This window comes from Micromonospora sp. RTBAU3-60 (genome assembly GCF_054963695.1).
The window spans coordinates 37,399-58,719 of the sequence record NZ_JBUEGB010000038.1; the positions used below are offsets into that span (position 1 = coordinate 37,399).

The 21,321-nt window shown below is 73.3% G+C and carries 17 protein-coding genes; 8 read left to right on the forward strand and 9 right to left on the reverse strand.

The window, feature by feature from the left end; translation table 11 throughout:
- Position 1: 1 nt before the first annotated feature.
- The 4 genes from ACY34I_RS27685 to ACY34I_RS27700 all read left to right on the forward strand — a co-directional run bounded on the left by ACY34I_RS27685 (position 2) and on the right by ACY34I_RS27700 (position 4,863).
- Positions 2–1,021: a TAXI family TRAP transporter solute-binding subunit gene (locus tag ACY34I_RS27685; RefSeq protein WP_462757955.1), complete on the forward strand. Its 1,020-nt coding sequence runs from the start codon at positions 2–4 to the stop codon at positions 1,019–1,021.
- Between the two features lie 64 nt (positions 1,022–1,085).
- Entirely contained in the window at positions 1,086–3,509 is a 2,424-nt protein-coding gene (locus tag ACY34I_RS27690; RefSeq protein WP_462757956.1) for a sensor histidine kinase, read from the forward strand.
- Positions 3,506–3,898 (forward strand): roadblock/LC7 domain-containing protein, encoded by a 393-nt coding sequence (locus ACY34I_RS27695; protein ID WP_148801951.1) that lies wholly within the window; start codon positions 3,506–3,508, stop codon positions 3,896–3,898. The genes ACY34I_RS27690 and ACY34I_RS27695 overlap by 4 nt, the downstream gene beginning before the upstream one ends.
- Positions 3,895–4,863 carry a TAXI family TRAP transporter solute-binding subunit gene (locus tag ACY34I_RS27700; RefSeq protein WP_462757957.1) on the forward strand — a complete coding sequence of 323 codons (969 nt, stop codon included), beginning with the start codon at positions 3,895–3,897 and terminating at the stop codon, positions 4,861–4,863. The genes ACY34I_RS27695 and ACY34I_RS27700 overlap by 4 nt, the downstream gene beginning before the upstream one ends.
- Before the next feature lie 3 nt (positions 4,864–4,866).
- Here the strand turns inward: ACY34I_RS27700 and ACY34I_RS27705 are convergent, their stop codons facing one another.
- Both ACY34I_RS27705 and dnaG read right to left on the reverse strand, forming a co-directional pair.
- On the reverse strand, positions 4,867–5,403 hold the full coding sequence (locus ACY34I_RS27705; RefSeq protein ID WP_462757958.1) for a hypothetical protein: 537 nt from the start codon (positions 5,401–5,403) through the stop codon (positions 4,867–4,869).
- Positions 5,403–7,298 (reverse strand): DNA primase, encoded by a 1,896-nt coding sequence (gene dnaG, locus ACY34I_RS27710; RefSeq protein WP_462757959.1) that lies wholly within the window; start codon positions 7,296–7,298, stop codon positions 5,403–5,405. Before dnaG ends, ACY34I_RS27705 begins: the two co-directional genes overlap by 1 nt.
- On the opposite strand from dnaG, the gene ACY34I_RS27715 reads away from it, so the two are divergent.
- Positions 7,207–8,595: a low temperature requirement protein A gene (locus tag ACY34I_RS27715; RefSeq protein WP_462757960.1), complete on the forward strand. Its 1,389-nt coding sequence runs from the start codon at positions 7,207–7,209 to the stop codon at positions 8,593–8,595. The genes dnaG and ACY34I_RS27715 overlap by 92 nt on opposite strands.
- 9 nt (positions 8,596–8,604) lie before the next feature.
- Here the strand turns inward: ACY34I_RS27715 and ACY34I_RS27720 are convergent, their stop codons facing one another.
- The 7 genes from ACY34I_RS27720 to ppdK all read right to left on the reverse strand — a co-directional run bounded on the left by ACY34I_RS27720 (position 8,605) and on the right by ppdK (position 16,346).
- A complete protein-coding gene (locus ACY34I_RS27720) occupies positions 8,605–8,856 on the reverse strand; it encodes a helix-turn-helix transcriptional regulator (RefSeq protein ID WP_148801961.1) in 252 nt (83 codons plus the stop codon).
- A gap of 10 nt (positions 8,857–8,866) precedes the next feature.
- Positions 8,867–9,718, reverse strand: coding sequence for an ABC transporter permease (locus tag ACY34I_RS27725; RefSeq protein ID WP_462757961.1), 852 nt, complete (start codon positions 9,716–9,718; stop codon positions 8,867–8,869).
- Between the two features lie 70 nt (positions 9,719–9,788).
- Positions 9,789–10,766, reverse strand: a complete 978-nt coding sequence (locus tag ACY34I_RS27730; protein WP_462757962.1) for an ABC transporter ATP-binding protein — start codon at positions 10,764–10,766, stop codon at positions 9,789–9,791.
- A gap of 87 nt (positions 10,767–10,853) precedes the next feature.
- Positions 10,854–11,696 carry a siderophore-interacting protein gene (locus tag ACY34I_RS27735; RefSeq protein ID WP_462757963.1) on the reverse strand — a complete coding sequence of 281 codons (843 nt, stop codon included), beginning with the start codon at positions 11,694–11,696 and terminating at the stop codon, positions 10,854–10,856.
- A 97-nt stretch (positions 11,697–11,793) separates the two neighbouring features.
- Positions 11,794–13,035: a deoxyguanosinetriphosphate triphosphohydrolase gene (locus ACY34I_RS27740; RefSeq protein ID WP_462757964.1), complete on the reverse strand. Its 1,242-nt coding sequence runs from the start codon at positions 13,033–13,035 to the stop codon at positions 11,794–11,796.
- Positions 13,036–13,126: 91 nt separating this feature from the next.
- Positions 13,127–13,480: a VOC family protein gene (locus ACY34I_RS27745; protein ID WP_462757965.1), complete on the reverse strand. Its 354-nt coding sequence runs from the start codon at positions 13,478–13,480 to the stop codon at positions 13,127–13,129.
- Between the two features lie 157 nt (positions 13,481–13,637).
- Positions 13,638–16,346: a pyruvate, phosphate dikinase gene (ppdK, locus tag ACY34I_RS27750; RefSeq protein ID WP_462757967.1), complete on the reverse strand. Its 2,709-nt coding sequence runs from the start codon at positions 16,344–16,346 to the stop codon at positions 13,638–13,640.
- Between the two features lie 292 nt (positions 16,347–16,638).
- Between ppdK and ACY34I_RS27755 the strand changes: the two genes are divergently transcribed.
- The 3 genes from ACY34I_RS27755 to ACY34I_RS27765 all read left to right on the forward strand — a co-directional run.
- A complete protein-coding gene (locus ACY34I_RS27755) occupies positions 16,639–18,402 on the forward strand; it encodes a beta-N-acetylhexosaminidase (protein ID WP_462757971.1) in 1,764 nt (587 codons plus the stop codon).
- A gap of 383 nt (positions 18,403–18,785) precedes the next feature.
- Positions 18,786–18,896: a hypothetical protein gene (locus ACY34I_RS27760; protein ID WP_462757968.1), complete on the forward strand. Its 111-nt coding sequence runs from the start codon at positions 18,786–18,788 to the stop codon at positions 18,894–18,896.
- A gap of 2,083 nt (positions 18,897–20,979) precedes the next feature.
- The coding region (locus ACY34I_RS27765; protein ID WP_462757969.1) for a C39 family peptidase at positions 20,980–21,321 on the forward strand (342 nt) is incomplete at its 3' end.

Sequence of the window (21,321 nt, forward strand, 5' to 3'; positions counted from 1 at the left end):
AGTGAGACGGATCGACACGCGGGTTGCCGCTGTCGTCGGAGTGCTGGCCCTCGTCGCGGCCGGTGCCGCCGGATGCGGGGGCCGGCAGGACGGGGCGGCGACGGACGACGCCGCCAGCGAGGTCACCTGCAAGGTCACCAAGGACACCCGGGTCGGCATCGCCACCGGCAACGCCACCGGCGTCTACTACGTCGTCGGCAACGCGCTGGCCGGCCAACTTGCGGCGACGACCGACGGCAAGCTCACCGGCACGGCCGCCGAGACGGGCGCCTCGGTGCAGAACATCGAACAGCTCGTGGCCGGCCAGTACGACGTCGCCTTCTCGCTCTTCGACACCGCGGTCAACGCGGTGCAGGGCAAGGGCAGCTTCAGCAGCCCGCAGCCGGTGAAGGCGCTGGCCCGGATCTACGACAACTACACGCAGGTGGTCGTGCGGGCCGACGCGGGGATCACCTCGGTCGCCGACATGAAGGGCAAGAAGATCTCCACCGGCTCGCCCAAGTCCGGCACTGAGGTCATCGCCAACCGGCTGCTCACCGCCGCCGGCCTCGACCCGGCCAAGGACATCCAGGCGCAGCGCCTCGACCTGACCAAGACCGTCGACGGCATGAAGGACGGCAGCATCGACGGCTTCTTCTGGTCCGGGGGCCTGCCCACCGGCGGCCTCACCGACCTCTTCACCACCGCCGGCGACAAGGTCAAGTTCCTCGACCTCAGCCCGCTGCTGCCCAAGATGGCCGAGCTGAACCCGGCGTACCAGGCCGGGACCATCGGCAAGGACGTCTACAAGACCGCGGCGGACACCCCGACCATCCTGGTGCCGAACGTGCTGCTGGTCCGCGACAACCTGGACGCCAACGTGGCCTGCGCGATCACCAGGACGGTCTTCGAGAAGAAGGACGCCCTGGCCCAGGCCAACCCGGCCGCCAAGGCCATCGACCTGCAGAACGCCCGCAAGACCGACCCGGTGTCGCTGCACCGGGGTGCGGACAAGGCGCTCAAGGACCTCGGCGCGAGCTGATCCGACGACGCCGGGCCCGGACGATCCGTCCGGGCCCGGCACCCTACCCCGACCGGGAGATCCAGTGCCGCTCCCCCTCCCCGGCCGCGTACGCCGGCACCACCGCCCGCCGGGCCACACCCACCGGCTCTGGTCGGTCCGCACCCAACTGCTCGCGCCGATCCTGGTGGCGACGGCCGGCCTGGTGGTGCTCGGCGCCGCCCAGACCGACGCCGCGCTGGCCGCCTCCGCCGACGCCGACCGGGCCCGCGTCCTCGCTGGCACGGCCACCGCGACCGTACGGCTGGTGCACGAGCTGGAACGCGAGCTGGGCGAGACGGCGGCGCTGCGCCAGCGGGGCGGCACGGCCGGCCGGCCGCTGGTCGACGCCCAACGGCGGCGGGTGGACGCCGCGATCGACCGCTACCGGTCGGCCAGCGGCGACGCGCGGCGGGCCGCCCCGGACCTGGCCCCGGTGCTCAACGACGCGGACGGCCAACTCGGCCAACTTGACCCCACCCGCAAGCTCGCGCTGGCCGGCGACAGGGGTGACCCGGCGTACGTGATGCTGGTCGACTCGCTGCTCGCCGTCGCCGACGCTCTGCCGGCCCAGCTGCGCGACGCCCATCTGGCCAACGGCGCCCGCGAGGTGGCGGCCATGGCCACCCAGGAGCACCTGGCGTCCCTGGAGCGCGACCTGCTGCGCGGCGTCTTCGTCCGGGGTGCCCTGGCCCGGGGTGAGCTGGTCCGGCTCGGCCGGTTGCGCGGCGCCCGGGAGCAGCGTCAGGCCGAGTTCCTCCGGATCGCCATCGGCCCGGCGAAGACCGCCTGGTACCGGGTGATCGCCGGCGGCGACGTCGAGACGGCCCGCCGGATGCGCGACGACGTGCTGGACACCGACGGCGGGCCCGAGGCGCTGAAGACCGACGGCGACGCCTGGTACGTGGCGCAGAGCGGCACGATCCGCCGGTACAACCTGCTGGGCCGGGAACTCTCCGAGGACCTCGACCGGGACGCCGCCGCGCTGGCCCGGGCCGCCCGGCAGCGCGCCCTGCTCACCGCCGGGGGGACCACCACGGTCGCGCTCGCCTCGCTGGTCACCGCGGTGCTGCTGGCGGTACGCACCAGCCGCCGGCTGCGCCGGCTGCGAGTCGCCGCGCTCACCATGGCGAACCGGGAGCTGCCGGAACGGATCACCGCGATCGCCGCGGGCGAGGGCAGCCCGGGCGACGGCACGGCGACCCGGCTGACCGCCGGCATCCGCCGCGGCCGGGACGAGGTGGCCCAGGTGGCCGAGGCGTTCGACACGGTGAACAAGGCCGCGCTGCGGCTCGCCGGCGAGCAGGCCGAGCTGCGGCTGGACGTGACCCGGATGGCCGAGGCGCTGGCCCGCCGCATCCGTACGCTGATCACCCGCCAGCTGCGACTGCTGGACGATTTCGAACGCGAGGAGACCGACCCGGACGCGCTGGACCGATTCTTCGCGCTGGACCACCTCGCCGCCCGCCTGCGCCGCAACGGGGAGAACCTGCTGGTCCTCGCCGGGGGCGAGCCGGGCCGTGGGCACGAGGGGGCGCTGCTCCTCGACGACGCGGTCCGGGCGGCGGCCTCCGAGATCGAGGACTACCCCCGGGTCGAGGTCGACGTGCCGACCGCGGCGGTGCACGGCGCGGCGGTCGGCAACCTGGTGCACCTGCTGGCCGAGCTGCTGGAGAACGCCACCGTCTACTCCCCGCCGGAGGCGCCGGTGCTGGTGGACGGGCGGCGCACGGTCGACGGGGTCACGCTGCGGGTGCACGACCAGGGCATCGGCATCAGCGAGAGCCGGCTGGCCGAGATCAACGAACGGCTCGCCGCGCCGGCCGCGCTCTCCAGCGCCGCGGCCGGCAGCATGGGCCTGCACGTGGTGGCCCACCTGGCCGCCCGGCACGGCATCCGGGTGCAGCTGCACCACACCGACACCGGCACGGTCGCCCAGGTGGAGGTGCCCGAGTCCGCGCTGACGCGGGTCGAGTCGGCCACCCGGCGGCCCGATCGCCGGCCGACCGCCGGCAGCGGCGCGCCCTGGTTCCGGCCCGGGCCGGCGGTTACCTTGCCGGTGGCCGACGCCCGCGACCTGGCCACCAGCCCGCTCCACCCGGCCGCCCGGCACGACGCCCCCACCGTCGCCGTGCCGGTGATCGCCACCCGCCCGCCGGCCGCGCCCGCCGGCACCGCGCGCGGCGTCGCCGCCGTGCCCCCGCCCGGCACCGCCCTCCCGGCCCCCGCCGCCGCCCAGGTCCGCCCGGCCGGCGGTTCGCCCACGCCGGCCGCCGGGGGCCCGCTGCCGCGCCGGACCCGGGGCGGGCAGCTGCCCGCGGCCATGCCGGCCACCGCCCCGCCGCCCCGACCCGCCGACGACCTGCTCGACCCGGAGGTGGTGCGGGCCCGCCTGTCCGCGCTCGCCGAGGGCGTGGCCAGCGCGACGCGGCGTACCCCGAACACCACACCCACCGGGAGAAATCCATGACCTCATCCGTGACCGCCGGGCTCGACTGGTTGCTGGCGAACTTCGCCGAGCGGGTGCCGGACGTGTCGCACGCCCTCGCGGTGTCCCAGGACGGGCTGCGGCTGGCCGCCTCCCCCGACCTGTCCATCGAGCAGGTGGACCAGCTCTCCGCGGTGATCAGCGGGCTGGCCAGCCTGGGCCTGGGCGCCGCCCGGCTGATGTCCGCCGGCCGGGTACGCCAGCAGATCCTCGACATGGACGGCGGGGTGATGCTGGTGATGGCGATCGGCGAGCGGGCCCTGCTCGGGGTGCTCGCCGCGCCCGGCTGCGACCTGGGCCAGATCGGCTTCGAGACGGCGACCCTGGCCCAGCGGGTGGCGGAGGCGCTGGAACCGGCGGTCCGCCCGTGACCGGCCGCCCGCTGCGGCTGGCGGCCGTGCTGCTGCTGGCCGCCCTGGTGGCCGGCTGCGGTGCGGCCGACCCCGGCCCGCGGGCGTGGCACGGCGGGCGGATCTTCCTCGCCACCGGCAACACCACCGGCGTCTACTACCAGCTCGGCGGCGGCTACGCGGACCTGATCAGCCGGCACCTGCCCGGCTACGAGGCGCGGGCCGAGCCGACCGGCGCCTCGGTGGAGAACATCAACCGGCTGGCCAGCGGCGACATGGAGATCGCCTTCAGCCTGGCGGACACGGCGGCGGACGCGGTCAACGGGCGGGGCGCGTTCGACGGCCAACCACAGCCGGTACGCGCGCTGGCCCAGGTCTACCGCAACTACACCCACGTGATCGTCCGGACCGGCGGGAAGATCGACAGCTTCGCCGAACTGCGCGGCAAGCGGATCTCCACCGGCTCGCCGAAGTCCGGCACCGACATCATCGCGGGACGGCTGCTGACCGCGGCCGGGATCAACCCGGACCGGGACATCCAGCGCCTCAACCTGTCGCTGCCGGAGACGGTGAAGCGGATGCGGGCGGGCACCCTGGATGCGATGTTCTTCTCCGGCGGCCTGCCCACCCCGGGCATCAAGGACCTGCTCGCCAGCGCGCCCGGGACGTTCCAGTTGCTCCCCCTCACCGACCTGGTCGAGCCGCTCGCCGCCCGGTACGGCTCGGTCTACACCACGGCCACCCTGCCGAAGGAGGTCTACGGCACCCCAGCGGCCACGCCGACCATCACCGTGGCGAACGTGATCCTGGTCGCTGCGGACATGCCGGACCAGCTCGCGTACGACCTGACCCGGGTGCTCTTCACGTACCAGGGTGAGCTGATCAAGGTGCACCCCGAGGCGGGCAACTTCAGCCGGGAGAGCGCGGCGGGCACCGATCCGATCCCGCTGCACCCGGGCGCCGCCCGCTACTACCGCAACGGCTGACGTTCAGAGGTTCGCCGGGGCGGTGGCCGACCGGGCGGCGGCGACCAGGCGGTCGGTCTCGGCGAGCACCGCCTCGTCGTCGGCGGGCGTGCCCGGGTCGTAGCGGACCGTCCAGGTCAGCCCGTCCACCCCGGACACCCGGCGGGCGGCGATCCGGCCAGCGCCGCCGGGCACCGGGTGGTGGCTGGTGTACGCCACCGACCGGGTGACCCGGGCCCGCACCTGGTGCGGCAGGTCGCCCGGGTCGAGCAGCAGGTAGGTCTCGGCCGGGCAGTCCGCCACCACCAGGTAGCCGTCGCGCTCGGCGACCCGCTCGGCCGGGGTGACGGTGAGCTCGCGCCCCGACCAGACCGCCTTGAGGATGTCGTGCCACCCGATCCGGTGCCCCCGGCCGGGCAGCCAGAGCCCGAGGTTGCTGGCGACCACCACGCCGTCGCCCTCGCCGTTGCCGACGGCGGCCCAGGCGAGCACCCGCTCCTCGGCGGCCAGCGGCGGGCGGGCGCCGGGCGGCAGCTTGGGCTTGCGGTTGAACAGTCCCATCACAGTCCTCCCGCGGCCTGCTCGCGCAGCGCCCGCGCGTGCTGCTCCAGCGAGAGCAGTTCCCCGAAGAGCGCGAAGTACTCGTCCTTGTTGCTCACCGGGTTGATCCGCTGGATCTTCGACTTGAGGTCCTTGATCCGGCCGGTCACCGAGCCCCACTGGAGCCGGGCCATGGTGATCGAGACGTACCGGGGGTCGGGCTCGCCGTCGATGCGCAGCGGCTCGACGGCCAGCTCGCCGACGAGCGCCTGGCCCGCCAGGTCGTCGCAGGCGTCCCGGACCTGCTCGATCCAGACCGCGCCGCTGGTGGCCGCCGCCACCCCGCCGGCCGCCGCGATCGCCGCCCGCACCGCGACGTGCACCGGGTGCCGGTATTCGCCGGCCTCCACCGCGTCGAACATCGGGCCGGCCAGCACCGGCTCCTGGAGGGCGAGCTTCAGCGCCTCCCGCTCGACCATCGACTGCGGGCTGTCCACGGTCGGCGCCGCCGGCCCGGAGCGGGCCGGGGCGGCGGCCTCGCCGGCCGGCTTCCCGGACGCGGCGGCCAGCACCGCACGCTGCACCGGCTCGATCTCCATGCCGAGGTCGCCGGCGAGCTTGCGGACGTACTCGGGGCGCTTCTCCCGGTCCTTGATCTTGGCGACCAGCGGGGCGGCCCGGCGCATCGCCTCCACCCGGCCGTCAACGGTGTCCAGGTCGTACCGGTTGATCACGTGGCGGAGCGCGAAGTCGACCAGCGGCTCGCGGCGGGCGACCAGGTCACGGACGGCCAGATCGCCCTTGGCCAGGCGCAGCTCGCACGGGTCCATGTTGTCCGGGCTGACCGCGATGAAGGTACGCCCGACGAAGCGCTGGTCGTCCTCGAAGGCGCGCAGCGCGGCCTTCTGCCCGGCGGCGTCCCCGTCGAAGGTGAAGATGATCTCGCCGGCTCGCTCGTCGCTGTCGAAGAGCACCCGACGGAGGACGGAGATGTGGTCCGACCCGAACGACGTGCCGCACGTGGCCACCGCGGTCGGGACGTCTGCCAGGTGGCAGGCCATCACGTCGGTGTAGCCCTCGACCACGACCACCTTGCCCTGCTTGGCGATCTCCCGCTTGGCCTGGTCGATGCCGTAGAGGACGTGGGACTTCTTGTAGATCGGCGTCTCGGGGGTATTCAGGTATTTCGGGCCGTCGTCGTCGTCGAACAGCTTGCGGGCGCCGAAGCCGATCACGTCGCCGGTGAGGTCGCGGATCGGCCAGAGCAGCCGCCGGCGGAACCGGTCGATCAGGCTGCCCGAGCGGGACGGGCGGGACAGCCCGGCGGTGACCAGCTCGTCGTGGGTGAAGCCCTGCTGCCGCAGGTGCTTGGTGAGCAGGTCCCAGGCGTCGGGGGCGAAGCCGCAGCCGTAGCGCTCGGCGGCGGCCCGGTCGAAGCCGCGCCGGGCCAGGAACTCCCGGGCCGGACGGGCGCCGGCGGTGCTTAGCTGGGCGCGGTAGAACTCGACGGCGGCAGCGTGCGCGGCGACCAGCCGCTGCCGCTGCCCCTGCTGCGGCCGGTCGCGTCGCGGGGCCGACCGGTCGTCCTCGACGTAGCGGAGCTGGATGCCGGCGCGAGCGGCCAGCCGCTCGACGGACTCCACGAAGCTCAGGTGCTCGGCGTCCATCAGGAACTTGATGGCGTCGCCGCCAGCCCCGCAGCCGAAGCAGTACCAGACGTTGCGGGCGGGCGAGACGTTGAACGAGGGGCTCTTCTCGTCGTGGAACGGGCACAGCCCCTTGAGGTTGCCGCCGCCGGCCGACTTGAGGGTCACCGTGTCGGAGATGACCTCGGCGATCGAGGTGCGCTCGCGGACCAGCGCGATGTCCTCGTCCCGGATCCGCCCCGCCATCTCCGCCACCCCCTCGGCGTACATCCTGCCCTGCCGGACCGACGATCCGACGGTCGGGGGACACCCGGTGTGGCGAATGCCGCCCGGGCTCGCGCGTTCCGCCCCGGAGGTCACGCCGGGTCCGCGATCATCGGTGACTGTGCGAGGGGCGGGCGGTGGGGCGGCCTCCTGGGCGAGCCGGCTGACCGCCCGGCTCGCCCTCCCCGGTCGTCGGGCGGACGACGCCGGGCAACGGCACGCCAGCTGGCTCGAGCTCTTCTTCGACGTGATGTTCGTCTTCGCGCTCGGCGCCGTGGTCAACCGGCTGGGCCACGAGCCCCGAACCTCGGCGGTGCTCGCCGCGTGCGGCCTCTTCGTGGTGCTGCAGTGGGCCTGGGTGGGCCAGGTCTTCTACGACACCCGGTACGACCCGGACGACATCCCGCACCGACTGCTGGTCCTGGTGGCGCTGGTCGGCGTCGGGGCACTCACCCTCGGCGTGGCCGAGGCCCCCAACGGCGTGCTGCTGCCGGCCGGCTTCCTCGTGGTCCGCGGCGTCCTGCTACTGCTCTACCTGCGGGCCCGATCGACCGGGGAGCCGGCCCGCCTGGTGACCAACGTCTACCTGGTCGGTTTCGGCATGGGCTGGGCGATCTGGCTCGCCTCGCTGGCCGTGCCGGCGTCCACCCGGCCGGCCATGTGGACCGCGGCGATGGCCGTCGAGCTGGCCACGCCCTGGCTGGGGTTGCGCCGGCTGAGCCGGTTCCCGGTGGACGTGGTGCACCTGCCCGAGCGGATCGGCCAGTTCGCGATCATCGTCCTGGGCAGCGCGCTGGCCGACCTGCTGGCCGCGGTCCCGGCCGGATCCGGGCCGCGCATCATCGGCGCGGCGGCGATCGCGTTCACCATCCCGGCCGCGGTCTGGTGGGTCTACACCACCTTTGTCAACGCCGGCCTGGCGATGGCCCGGCTGCGCGGCGGGGTGGGCTACACCCACCTGCACATCCCGCTGGGCGCGGGGCTGCTGCTGCTCGGCTGGTCGCTCGGGGAGGTGGTCCGGCAGGTCGAGGCGGACGCGCCGACCACTCGACCCATGGTCCGGCTGATCCTGGCGGCCTCCCTGGTGACCTGGCTGCTCTGCGGGCTCGGCCTGAACTGGCTGTCGGTGGAGCGGCCGGACGTCCGCCGGCTCGCCATCACCGGCTACGGGATCGCCTCGGTCGCCGTGATCAGCGCCGTCGTGGCCCGACCGCTCCCCCTGCTCGTGTTGCTCGCCGCGGCGGTCGCCGGATACGCGGTGCTCGCCAGCCGGCATCTGACCGGCCAGGCGCGCAAGCGTTGACGCGCCGCCTCAGGCCGGACGCCCGGAGCTGCGGGCATCCTCCCCGATCCGGGGAAAGGGCTCGATGGAGAAGACCACCTCGACCGGCACCTCGAAGTACGCCGCGATCCGCAGCGCCAGGTGCAGGCTGGGCCGGAACTCGCCCCGTTCCAGGTAGCCGACCGTCTGGTAGTGCACGCCCAGCGCATCGGCGAGCTGCCGCCGGGAGATGCCCCGCTCGGCGCGCAGCACGGCGATCCGATTGTGCACGTTCTCACTCATCGACGCCCTCTCACATGGCCCGCTGCATGGCCTTCTCCCGGCGGGCCGCGACCCGGGAGCCGGACTCGCGGCGGGCCATCCGGCGCAGCACGACCGGGGCCAGGGTCAGCCCGAGCACGGCCCAGAGGCCCAGCACACCGAACGTCTCCAGCTGCCGCCAGGACCCGCCCAGCTCGACGGCGGCCAGCTCCGGCGGCAGCAGCGCCGAGCGCATCCCCAACCCTAGCCAGTAGACCGGGAAGGCCTGGGCAACGGCCTGGAGCCAGCCCGGGTAGCCGTTGATCGGATAGAAGATGCCGGAGAGCGCGATGAGGCCGAAGGTCGGCAGCACCACCAGGCCCATGTTGCGGGGGTTCTCGATCAGCGAGCCGATCACCGCGCCCAGCGGCAGCGTCGCCACCAGCCCGAGCGGCACCACCCAGGCCATCGTGAGCCAGGCGCCGCCGTCGGTGAGCCGGATCCCATCCAGGAAGAACAGCCCCGGGGTGAGCTGGAGGACCAGCCCGATCAGCGCCACCGCCGAGAGCATGACGATCTTCCCGATCAGGTAGCCGAGCATCCCGTTCGGCGTCGCCTTGGCCCGCAGCAGGGTGCCGTCCTCCCGGTCGACGATGAGCTGCTGGGACAGGCCGATCAGCCCGCCGAACGCGAGCCCCATGCCGAGAGCGCTGGGCAGCGTACGCGCGCCGAGGGAGAAGGAGGTGCCGGGCACGGTGGCGCCACGCATGAAGAACATGGTGACCAGCAGGACCGCGGTCGGGAAGAAGTAGTTCCACAGGTCCTGCGCGTTGGTGAAGGTGTTGCGCAGCTCGATCACGCCGCGCTGGACGCCGGCCCGGACGGCCGCCGTGGTCGGGTTCATGCCGCCACCTCGCTCCGCTCGGCGCCGGCATGAGGCACCACGGCGCTGCACTGATGATTCGCTCGCTCGCTCATCGCTCGCTCCCCTGCCGCCAGACCGAGGCCGCCGCCGTGCCGGCCCGGACCCCGGATTCCTCCTCGTAGACCAGTGCCATGTACGCGTCCTCCAGGCTGGCCCGGCGCACCTCCAACTCCTGCACGCTGTCGCCGTGCTGGCGCAGCAGGTCGCGGACGAAGCCGGTGGCGTCGGCCGCGGCGTGCACGAAGCGCTCGCCGTCCCGGGTCCACCGGATCTCCGCGTCCCCGGCGACCCGCCGGGCCAGCTCGTCGGATGAGCCGTCGGCGATGATCCGGCCGCCGGCCAGGATGAGGATGCGGTCGGCGAGCTTCTCCGCCTCGTCGAGGTCGTGCGTGGTGAGCAGGATGGTGGTCTCGTCCAGGTCGGCGAGGCGGTGCACCAGCTCATGGAACTCGCGCCGGGCGGCCGGGTCGAAGCCGACCGTCGGCTCGTCCAGGAAGAGCAGCTCCGGGCGGCCCACGATGCCGACCGCCACGTCCAGCCGGCGGCGCTGGCCGCCGGAGAGCTGGTGCACCCGCTTGGCCGCGTGCGGGGTGAGGCCCACGGTGTCCAGCAGCTCGTCGACCGGCCAGGGCCGGCTGATCCGGTCGGTGGCGTACGCCGCGTAGAAGGCGCCCAGGTGGGCCAGCAGGTCCCGGACCCGCCACTTGCCGTGGTCGCGCCACGACTGGAGCACCACGCCCATGCGGGCGCGCCACCGCTCGTCGCCCCGGCCGGGGTCGACGCCGAGGACGCGGACCTCCCCCGCCGAGCGCATCCGGAAGCCCTCCAGGATCTCGATGGTGGTGGTCTTGCCGGCGCCGTTGGGCCCGAGCAGGGCGAGCACCTCGCCGCGCCGGGCGGTGAAGTCGACCCCGTGCAGCACGTCGACGGTGCCGTACCGCATGCGCAGGTCGCGGACGTCGAGGACCAGGTCCTCGCCGGGCGGGTGGGGAGCCGGGGCGACTCCCGGCAGTTCGACCGCAGTCATACCGCGAAATGTAGCACCTCTACTACATGTCGAGGCACACCCGCTCTCGGTTGCGATCGCGACAGGTCAGCAGCCCGGCAGGGTCGGTCAGGCGGGCAGGGCGGCGGCGCCGTACTCGTCGGCCTCGACCTGGGCGTTCCAGGCGGCCTTGGTGGACCGCCAGCCCTCGTCGTCCAGGCCGCGCCGCCAGTAGCCGGAGATGGACAGCGCGTCCCGGGGCACCGCGCGCTCGACGCGCAGCAGCCGGCGCAACTCCCGGACAGCGGTGGCCTCGCCGTGGACGAAGGCGTGCACCCGGCCGGGCGGGAAGTCGAGCGCCCGGACCGCCTCCACCAGCGCCGCGCCCGCCGGACGGCCGGCGCGGTGCAGCCAGCTCAGCTCGACCGCACCCGGGCTGGTCAGCGGCAGCTCGTCGGCCGGGCCGTCGACCTCCAGGTAGACCTTCGCGGGCGCGCCGGCGGGCAGCCGCTCCAGGGCGGCGGCGATCGCCGGCAGGGCGCTCTCGTCCCCCACCAGCAGGTGCCAGTCGGCCGCCGGGTCCGGGGCGTACGCCCCTCCGGGGCCGGTGAACAGCACCCGGTCGCCGGGGCGCAGGCCGGCCGCCCACGGCCCGGCCAGCCCCTGGTCGCCGTGGTACACCACGTCGACGGTGAGCTCGCCGGCCGCCGCGTCCCAGGCCCGCACCGTGTACGCCCGCAGCCGCGGCCACTGCGCGGCCGGGAACTCCCGCTTGATCGTGGCCAGGTCGGTGGGGTGCGGGTAGACCACCCCGGCCGGCGGGAAGAGGAACTTGATGTAGTGATCGGTGTACGCGCCCACCGGCAGGCCGGCCAGTTCCTCCCCGCCCAGCACCAGCCGGACCAGGTGCGGGGTGGGCCGCTCGGTCCGTACGACCGTGGCGGCGGTGACCTTCTTCGGACGCTCCGTCATAACACTTAGGCTAGCCTAAATCGCCTGGTCGCCCACTTCCGCCCGGGTCTCTCCCCCGTCGGTGCCGGCACGATCCGGACAAATCGCGCGGGGCGGGTCAGCTGCGGGCCAGGCGGACGTGCCAGGCCTGGGCGGCCGGGTCGGTGAGCGAGGCCACCTGGTCGATCACCACCCGCAGCCGCGCGGCGTCGTCCGGCGCCTCCCGCCACAGCGGCGCGAAGACCGGGTCGAGCGCGTCCGGCGCCCGGTCGGCCAGGACGGCGACCAGGTCGGCGAGGATCTCCCGCTGCTGGGCGTACCGGATGCCGGCGCCGGGGCGGCGCATCACGTAACGCAGCGCGATGCCCTTGAGCAACGCGCACTGCGCCCGGATCCGGCGCGGCACCACCAGGTCGGCGGCGTACCGGCGGTGCGGGCCGGGGCCGTGCCGCTCCTCGGTGGCGGCCACCACGCTGGCGACGAAGCGGCCGGTGAGCACGCTGGTGGTCGCCTTCAGCGCCGCCAGCGCCCGGTGGCTGCCGTCGTACGCGGCGAGCGGGGCGAGCGCCGGCTCGGCGAGCAGTTCGACCAGCACCTCGTGCAGGTCCTCGGGAGCCTCCCCCGAGTAGGTGGCGGCCACGTCGGCGCAGAGCGCCCGCCGCTCCGCCGGGTCGGTCAGCAGCGGCCGCAGGCTGACGTACCCGCCGTGGATGCCGTCCTCGACGTCGTGGACCGAGTACGCCACGTCGTCGGCCCAGTCCATCACCTGCGCCTCCAGGCAGCGCCGGCCGCCGGCCGGGGCCCCGGCGCGCAGCCAGTCGAAGACCTGGCGGTCGTCGGCGTACACGCCGAACTTGCGCTGGCCGGGGCGGCGCTCCCAGGGGTATTTGCTGACCGCGTCGAGGGCGGCCCGGGTCAGGTTGAGCCCGGCGGAACGGCCGTCCGGGCCGAGTACCTTCGCCTCCAGCCGGGTGAGCACCCGCAGCGTCTGCGCGTTGCCCTCGAAGCCGCCGCAGCCGGCGGCGAGGAGGTCCAGGGCGTCCTCGCCGTTGTGCCCGAAGGGCGGATGCCCCAGGTCGTGCGCCAACCCGGCGGTGTCCACCACGTCCGGGTCGCAGCCGAGCCGGGCGCCCATCTCCCGGGCGATCTGCGCCACTTCGAGGGAGTGGGTCAGCCGGGTACGCAGGAAGTCGTCGGTGCCCGCCGTGTGCACCTGGGTCTTCGCGGCGAGCCGGCGGAACGCCGCCGAGTGCAGCACGCGCGCCCGGTCCCGCTCGTACGGCGACCGCCCGGAGCCGGTGTCCTTGGGCGCCTCGACGACGAAGCGCGCCGCGTCGTCGGCGTCGGGGCCGGTGGTCAACCGTCATCCCCGCGGTCGCGCCACCGCTCGCGCCCGGGCCGCGGCCGCCGGCCGTCGCGGGGTTCGCGACTGTGGGGCTCGCGGACCCGGCTCACTCCTTGCGCCCCCGAAGCACGCAGAACTCGTTGCCCTCCGGGTCGGCCAGCACGGTCCACCCGACCTCGCCCTGGCCGATGTCCACGTGCCGGGCGCCCATGTCGACCAGCCGCTCGACCTCGGCCTCCTGGTCCGCCGGGCGCAGGTCGAGGTGCAGCCGGTTCTTGGTCTCCTTCGCGGCGGTGACCGGAACGAAGGTGATGGCGGGGAGCTGGTCCGGCGCCCGGCGGATCTCCACCGCGTCCGGCTTCTCGCTGACCACCTGGTAGCCGAGCGCCTCGGCCCACCAGTGCGCGAGCCGCGATGGGTCCAGGGCGTCCACGGTCAGGCTCTCCCAGACGCTGCTCATGCGGCCACCCTTCGTTGCGAGATCGGGCAGTGATCGAATCAGCCCAGGTTACGCCCGACCACGCGGATCGGCGCGCCTGGCGCGTTCGGTCGATCATGAGGTTGGCGGCGGCAGCCGAGGTCGGCCGCCAACCTCATGATCATCGAGGGTCGGGCGGTCAGCGGGAGTCGGAGCCCTGGGTCTCGACCACGGCCCGGCCCGCCTCCAGACGGGCCACCGGCACCCGGAACGGCGAGCAGGAGACGTAGTCGAGCCCGACCTCGTGGAAGAAGTGCACCGAGTCGGGGTCGCCGCCGTGCTCGCCGCAGACGCCGAGCTTCAGCCCCGGCCGGGCGGCCCGTCCCTCCTCGGCGGCGATCCGGACCAGCCGGCCGACGCCCTCGGCGTCGATCGACTCGAACGGCGAGATGCCGAAGATGCCCAGCTCCAGGTAGCGCCAGAAGAAGGCGCCCTCCACGTCGTCGCGGGAGAAGCCCCAGCCCATCTGGGTCAGGTCGTTGGTGCCGAAGGAGAAGAACTGGGCCGCCTCGGCGATCTGCCCTGCGGTCAGCGCCGCCCGGGGCACCTCGATCATCGTGCCGATCAGCACCTCGACGCCGCTGTCCCCGACCACCTCGGCGATGATCTTCTCGGCCTCGGCGCGTACCGTCTCCAGCTCCTGCACGGCGCCGACCAGCGGGACCATGATCTCCGGGCAGGCCGACCCGCCGGACCGGGTGACCGCCACGGCGGCCTCGGCGATCGCGCGGACCTGCATGGCGAACAGGCCGGGGATGACCAGGCCCAGGCGTACGCCGCGCAGGCCGAGCATCGGGTTCTCCTCGTGCATCCGCCGGACGGCGGCGAGCAGCGCCTCCTCCTTGGCCACGTCCTCGCCGCGCTCCTGGGCGACCGCGACGTTGACGGCGAGCTGCTCCAGCGGGGGCAGGAACTCGTGCAGCGGCGGGTCGATCAGCCGCACGGTGACCGGCAGGCCGTCCATCTCGCGGAAGATCTCCACGAAGTCCTCCCGCTGCAACGGCAGCAGCGCGGCCAGCGCCGCCTCCCGCTCCTCGTCCCCGGCGGCCAGGATCAGCCGCTCCACCAGCTCCCGCCGGTCGCCGAGGAACATGTGCTCGGTGCGGCACAGGCCGATGCCCTGGGCGCCGAACCGCCGGGCCCGGGCCGCGTCCGCGCCGGTGTCGGCGTTCGCCCGGACCGCCAGCCGCCGCTTGGCGTCGGCGTGGGTCATGATCCGGTGTACGGCCCGGACCAACGGGTCGTCGATCTGCTCCGGGTCGAGGGTGCCCTCGAAGTACTGCACCACCTCGGACGGCGTGGCCGGCACCTCGCCGAGGTAGACCTTGCCGGTGGTGCCGTCGATGGAGACCACGTCGCCCTCGTTGACGGTCTGCCCGGCGACGGTGAACTTCTTCGCCGGGATGTCGACCTGGAGTTCGTCCGCGCCGGACACGCAGGTCTTGCCCATGCCCCGGGCCACCACGGCGGCGTGGCTGGTCTTGCCGCCCCGCGAGGTGAGGATGCCCTTGGCGGCGATCATGCCGTTCAGGTCGTCGGGGTTCGTCTCCCGGCGGACCAGGATCACCGCCTCGCCCTCGGCGGCCAGCTCGACGGCCCGGGCGGAGGTGAAGACGGCCTTGCCGACCGCCGCGCCGGGCGACGCCCCGATGCCCTTGGCCACCGGCTCGAACTCGTGGTCGAGCTTGAACCGGGGGAACATCAGCTGGGCGAGCTGCGCGCCGTTGACCCGGTGCAGCGCCTCGTCCAGGTCGATCAGGCCCTCGTCGACGAGTTGGCCGGCGATGACGAAGGCCGCCGCGGCGGTGCGCTTGCCGACCCGGGTCTGCAGCATCCAGAGCTTGCCGCGCTCGATGGTGAACTCGATGTCGCAGAGGTCCTTGTAGTGCTCCTCCAGCCGGGCCATGTAGTCGAGCAGCTCGTCGTAGGACTTCTTGTCGATCCGCTCCAGCTCCTGCAACGGCACGGTGTTGCGGATGCCGGCGACCACGTCCTCGCCCTGCGCGTTGGCCAGGTAGTCGCCGTAGATGCCCTGGGCGCCGCTGCTTGGGTCGCGGGTGAAGGCGACGCCGGTGCCGGAGTCGGCGCCGAGGTTGCCGAAGACCATGGCCACCACGTTGACCGCGGTGCCCAGGTCGGCCGGAATGCGCTCCTGCCGCCGGTAGACCACCGCGCGCTCGGCGTTCCACGACTCGAAGACGGCGCGAATGGCCAGGTCGAGCTGCTCGCGGGGCTCCTGGGGGAACTCCCGGCCGGTGTGCTTCGCGAAGATCTTCTTGAACGTGTCGACCAGCCCGCGCAGGTCGTCCGCGTCCAGGTCGAGGTCGTTGTCCGTGCCTTTGGCGCGCTTGGCGTCGTCGATGGCGTGCTCGAACTCCTCGCCCGGCACCTCGCAGACGGTCTTGCCGAACATCTGGATCAGGCGGCGGTAGGAGTCCCAGGCGAACCTGTCGTTCCCCCCGGCCTGTGCGCTGAGTCCGACCACGCTCCGGTCGTTGAGGCCGACGTTCAGGACGGTCTCCATCATGCCGGGCATGGAGAACTTGGCCCCCGAGCGGACCGAGACGAGCAGCGGGTCCTCCGGGTCGCCGAGCTTGCGGCCCATCTCCCGCTCCAGGGACTCCAGGTGCGCCGCGATCTGGCCGGCCAGCCCGTCCGGCTCCCGGCCGGTCGCCAGGTACGCCTTGCAGGCCTCGGTGGTGATGGTGAAGCCGGGCGGCACCGGCAGCCCGAGATTGGTCATCTCGGCCAGGTTGGCCCCTTTGCCGCCGAGCAGCTCCTTGAGGTCCTTGTTGCCCTCGGCGAAGTCGTAGACGTACTTGTGATCGACCGTCTCTTGCGCTGCCACCAGAGCCTCCCACGCGCGCCGGAATAGACACTTAACGAAGGTTCAGTTCGGACATACCCCGAGACCGACCACCGGTAATCCCGGTGTCGTCAGCGATCGGTGGGCGAAGGTTAAGCGAACATCGAGGGGCCTGGGACCGTTCGGTGACTATTGGCACAACCGTCACCACTATCCGCGTTCGTACCGGCTTTTGGGAACGCTTCCACGCGCAGGATCACGCAATTCCCCGTTCCTCTCGTACGCTTGACGGCACTGGTTCCGCTGAACCTCACCTTTGCCATATCCGGCGCAAATACACCCGGGAGCCGTCACCGTGCCGACCACCCCCGCCGCCCCGTCCGAGACCGGTCCCGAGCCGCTCGACCCGGTCGAGCTCTCCGCCCGCCAGCCCGCCGCCGCTGAGCTGGCCCGGAGCGCCGCCCACACGGCCGGCGAGCTGCTCGCCCCGCCCACGCCGGTGCGCCTGGGTGACGTGGTGCCCGCCCCCGAGCTGGTCGCGCCGGACCCGGCGGCCGACTTCCTGCTCCCCGAGGACGCGGTAATCCGCGTCGACGCCGACCCGGCCGCCCGGGACGTCGCCGAACAGCTCGCCGAGCTGCTCCGCCCCGCCACCGGCTACCCGCTTCCGGTCACCGACTCCGCCACCCGGGCCGACGGTCCGCTCATGCTCACCCTGTCCGGCGCGGCGGCGCCCGCCGATGCGGCCGGCCCGGCCGGTGACGACGGAGCGGATGGCGCGGGCGCCGAGTCGCTGGGCGACGAGGGCTACCGGCTCGACGTGACCCACGCCGAGGTCCGGATCACCGCCGGCGCCCCGGCCGGCCTGTTCCACGGCGTGCAGACGCTCCGGCAGCTCCTCCCCGCGGCGGTGGACAGCGCTGCCCCGGTCGCCGAGCGCTGGGTGGTGCCCGGCGGCGCCATCGTCGACCGGCCGCGGTTCGCGTACCGGGGCGCGATGCTGGACGTGGCCCGGCACTTCTTCGGAGTCGACGACGTGCTGCGGGTGATCGACCACCTGGCCCGCTACAAGCTCAACCACCTGCACCTGCACCTCACCGACGACCAGGGGTGGCGGATCGCCGTCGACTCCTGGCCGAGGCTCACCGAGGTCGGCGGGACCACCGAGGTGGGCGACGGACCGGGCGGCTGGTACACCAAGGACGACTACCGGCGGATCGTCCGGTACGCCGCCCGCCGCCACGTCACCGTGGTGCCGGAGATCGACCTGCCCGGGCACACCAACGCGGCGCTGGTCGCGTACCCCGAGCTGGCGCCGGGCAAGATCCCGCCACCGCCGTACACCGGCACCGAGGTCGGCTTCAGCTACGTCGACCCCGCCGACGAGCGGACGTACGCCTTCGTCGCCGAGGTCCTCGGCGAGGTGGCCACGCTCACCCCCGGGCCGTGGCTGCACCTCGGCGGCGACGAGGCGTTCAAGGTGCCGGCCGACACCTACCGCGGCTTCATCGAACGGGCGCAGGAACTGGTGGCGGCGACCGGGAAGACCGTGGTCGGCTGGCACCAGCTCGCCCCGGCCGGGCACGCCGACGGGCGGGTGCTCCAGTGGTGGGGCACCAACGGCGACGACCCCGAGACCGCCGACGCGGTGCGCCGCGGCGCCCGCCTGATCCTCTCCCCCGCCAACCACGCATACGTGGACATGAAGTACACCGCGGACACCCCGATCGGGCACGACTGGGCCGGGCTGATCGACGTACGCCGGGCGTACGACTGGGATCCGGGGACGCACCTGACCGGCGTACCGGCCGAGGCCGTGCTCGGCGTGGAGGCGCCGCTCTGGACGGAGACGGTCACCACGCTGGCCGAGGTGGAGTTCATGCTCTTCCCGCGCCTGCCCGCCGTCGCCGAGCTGGGCTGGTCCCCCCGGTCGACGCACGACTGGGCCGCGTTCCGGGACCGCCTCGCCGGCCACGGCCCGCGCTGGACCGCCGCCGGGATCGCCTTCCACCCCGCCCCGGAGATCCCCTGGCCGGCGACGCCCACCCGCCCGATCCCTACCCAGCGGTCCCGGGACACCACGGCCCACACCACCTGACCCGCCCACACCCACCCACGCCGCCGCCCGCCCCTGGCGGGCGCCGGCAAGCGGGCAGCCACGCCCAAGATCCGAGATCGTGGCGATCCGCCTTGACCTGGCGAATCTGCAAATGCTCCCAGGCGATTATCGGATGGCGCGGGACGACTTTGCGGAATTGGCGCTGCTCCTGGAGCAGCCCGCCGGCGACCAGGGCCTGGCCGAGCACTGCCGGGAGCAGGAGCGATCCTGTCAGGGCGAACTTGGCGAGCAGTACCTGTGGCCTGGCTTAGTTCGTCGGCCGGCGCCGTCAGGTGCCGGAGCAGTGCCCTGGGTTGAGCTGACTGGCGCGCACCTGGTGGACCGGCGCCCGCAGCGGCGGCAACGGTGGCAACTGCGTCGAGGTGGCCGACAACCTGCCCGCCGTCGCCGGTATGCGACGGCAAGGACCGCCGGCGGGGCCAGCGCTCAGAGCTACGGTTCGGTCTACCCGGGAGGCCGGCGCTCATCGTTGACAGTCGGTCCTGGACTCTGGCGGACCGGTCCCCGGACCGCCTCTGCCGGTCCGCGCAGGCCTGCCCGCGGTCCGGGACGCCACCGCCGCGGTCCCGCCTCAGCGGACCAGCGCTCGGCGGTCCCGGACCGCGTTCGGCGGTCCCGGACCGGCGGGCGAGCGACACACACCGGTCCGGACCGAGGCCCCCAGACCGTCGCTCTGGTCCCGGCCGCCCGGACCGCCGCCCACGCGTTGACCGCTCATGCACACGGCTGTCCCGCGAGGCCCTCGCCCGACGGCTACGCGCTGACGGGCGCCACCTGTCCGACGCCACCGCTTCCGCGCTCGTGCACCTCCTGCGCGCCGATGCCACCACACCTGACCAGCTCACGCGGGACCTGTCAGACCGGGACTCCGCCTGACAGGACCACGGCCCGCGATTCCGGTCAGACTGCGCCGTGTCTGTGAGGCGAGCGAGCGCTGCTGTCCGCAAGCCCGCTGCCTGACAGAACCTGACCCGACCTGACAGAACCTGACCCGACCTGACAGAACCTGACCCGACGGGTGGGCCAAGCAGCTGGTCTCCATAGAACCGAGGGCACGTTCGGGTCGGTGGCGCTGTCGGTCCTGACGGAGGCTGACAAGGGTGCAGCAGCGGTGTGGAATCCCGCGACCGTCGCGGTGGCCTGCGGGCTGTGCGGCGACCCGTGCCAGCGGTCGAAAAGGGGCCTGTTGTGGGCGCTCGTCGCCGCCGAGCCGGCCCCGTGGTTGTCAGCTCGCGTGTGGGGGCTCGGCTGGGTGCGGCATTGGGGGCTCGGTTGGGGGCGTCGGCGATTCGAGGCCCCAAACGAGCCTTGCCGATCCGCCCTGTCAGGTGGCTGAGCTGCGGAAACAGGATCCGAATACGAACCCATCGGCAAGATCAACCTGTCCCGACTCCCTAATGCTTCTTAGGGATCCCCAGGGGTTCTTACGCCGAGTACGCCACGATGGAGACCTCGACTACCTGGCGAGGCACATTGCCTCGGCCCGACTGGGATGTGCTGGTCCGGGCGATGGCGGCCAGCGCGGCCCTCCCCGCCAAGCGGCTGGCGATATCGCCAAAGCGGGGCGGGGAGGCGGTGTGTCCGGGCGGACCTTGCTGAACGGCCGCTACGAGCTGGAGCCATTGCCGATCCCCGGTGGAGCCATCGGGCAGGCCTGGTTCGGTCGGGACACCACACCTTGACCGGGAGATCGCCGTCAAGTTCATCCAGTTGCACGAGGACAGGCATGACGATGCCCTCGTACGGCGATTCCGGCGAGAGTCCCGCATCATGGCGTGCTTGGAGCATCCGGGCGTGCCAGCGGTCTGCGACTGGGGGCGGGCAGCCGTACCTCCCATGCAGCGAATTCATGGCATTAACCTCTCCGCCCCGATCGCGGAACAGGGCCCCGCTGCCGATCGGCTGGGCTGCGGCGATCGCCGCCCAGATCTGCTCCGTGCTCACCGCCGCCCATGAGGCCGGCTTGGTGCACTGCGATCCGAAGCCGGGCAGCCTGATGCTGTGAGGGCGGCGACGTCTCGGCGTCCGTTAAGTGGCGCTCGATCCTGGTTGTCGACGCACTGAAGGGCGCATTGCGTGTGGTGTCCGATGTGAGGCGGAACGGGCGTGCCTGATTTGCCCGATTTGGGAATGGTTGTTCCGATGGCCCGGGGCCTTCGGGCGGAATGGTGGCCGGGTCGGGGGCGTTGTAACGCGCGGAGTCTCCAGCCCGCCAGCCACGGGCCGCGCCGCGGAATGACCGGCCGCCGGCCGTCGTTACATCCCCCGGCCGCCCGAGCACATCCCCCCGGATCCGCCAGGCCGGTCCCCGGGAGCCCTGGGTGGAATGGTCCCCGGCCCCCGGTCGTTACATCTCCCGGCCGCCCGAGCAGCAACCCCGGGCCGGTCCCCCGGGAGTCCGATGGAATGATCCCCGGCCCCCGGTCGTTACATCCCCGGGTCACCCGAGCAGGCCACGCCGCCGGGCACCCCGTCTTCTGACTTTCCCTTTCACGCGGCACACCCGCGCACCCCCCTGCGTGTGCGCCGTCCCCCGATCGAAAGGTTCTGATCATCATGCGTACCAACACCATCCTGCGTAAGACCGTGCTGACCGCTGCCGGTGTCGCCGCCACCGCCGGTGGCATCGCCGGCCCCGCCATCGCCGCCCACGCCGCCCCCGCCCACAAGCCCGCCGCCCAGGCGCAGGCCAGCAAGAACGGCGAGCGGGAACTGAACGTGCGCTACGAGGCCCAGCCGAACTTCTACTACTGCGGCCCCGCCGCCACCCGCAACGCCCTCTCCGTCCAGGGCAAGAACATCAACGTCGACGCCATGGCCAAGGAAATGGGCACCACCGAGAACGGCACCAACAGCATCAACGACATCACCCCCGTCCTGAACAGGGAGACGGGTAAG

What these genes read in the sequence shown, in the direction of transcription:
- ACY34I_RS27695 (WP_148801951.1), top strand. Translation starts at nt 3,506, where the DNA reads ATGACCTCATCCGTGACCGCCGGGCTCGACTGGTTGCTGGCGAACTTC.
- ACY34I_RS27705 (WP_462757958.1), bottom strand. Translation starts at nt 5,403, where the DNA reads ATGGGACTGTTCAACCGCAAGCCCAAGCTGCCGCCCGGCGCCCGCCCG.
- ACY34I_RS27715 (WP_462757960.1), top strand. Translation starts at nt 7,207, where the DNA reads ATGACCTCGGCGATCGAGGTGCGCTCGCGGACCAGCGCGATGTCCTCG.
- dnaG (WP_462757959.1), bottom strand. Translation starts at nt 7,298, where the DNA reads ATGTACGCCGAGGGGGTGGCGGAGATGGCGGGGCGGATCCGGGACGAG.
- ACY34I_RS27720 (WP_148801961.1), bottom strand. Translation starts at nt 8,856, where the DNA reads ATGAGTGAGAACGTGCACAATCGGATCGCCGTGCTGCGCGCCGAGCGG.
- ACY34I_RS27725 (WP_462757961.1), bottom strand. Translation starts at nt 9,718, where the DNA reads ATGAACCCGACCACGGCGGCCGTCCGGGCCGGCGTCCAGCGCGGCGTG.
- ACY34I_RS27730 (WP_462757962.1), bottom strand. Translation starts at nt 10,766, where the DNA reads ATGACTGCGGTCGAACTGCCGGGAGTCGCCCCGGCTCCCCACCCGCCC.
- ACY34I_RS27735 (WP_462757963.1), bottom strand. Translation starts at nt 11,696, where the DNA reads ATGACGGAGCGTCCGAAGAAGGTCACCGCCGCCACGGTCGTACGGACC.
- ACY34I_RS27745 (WP_462757965.1), bottom strand. Translation starts at nt 13,480, where the DNA reads ATGAGCAGCGTCTGGGAGAGCCTGACCGTGGACGCCCTGGACCCATCG.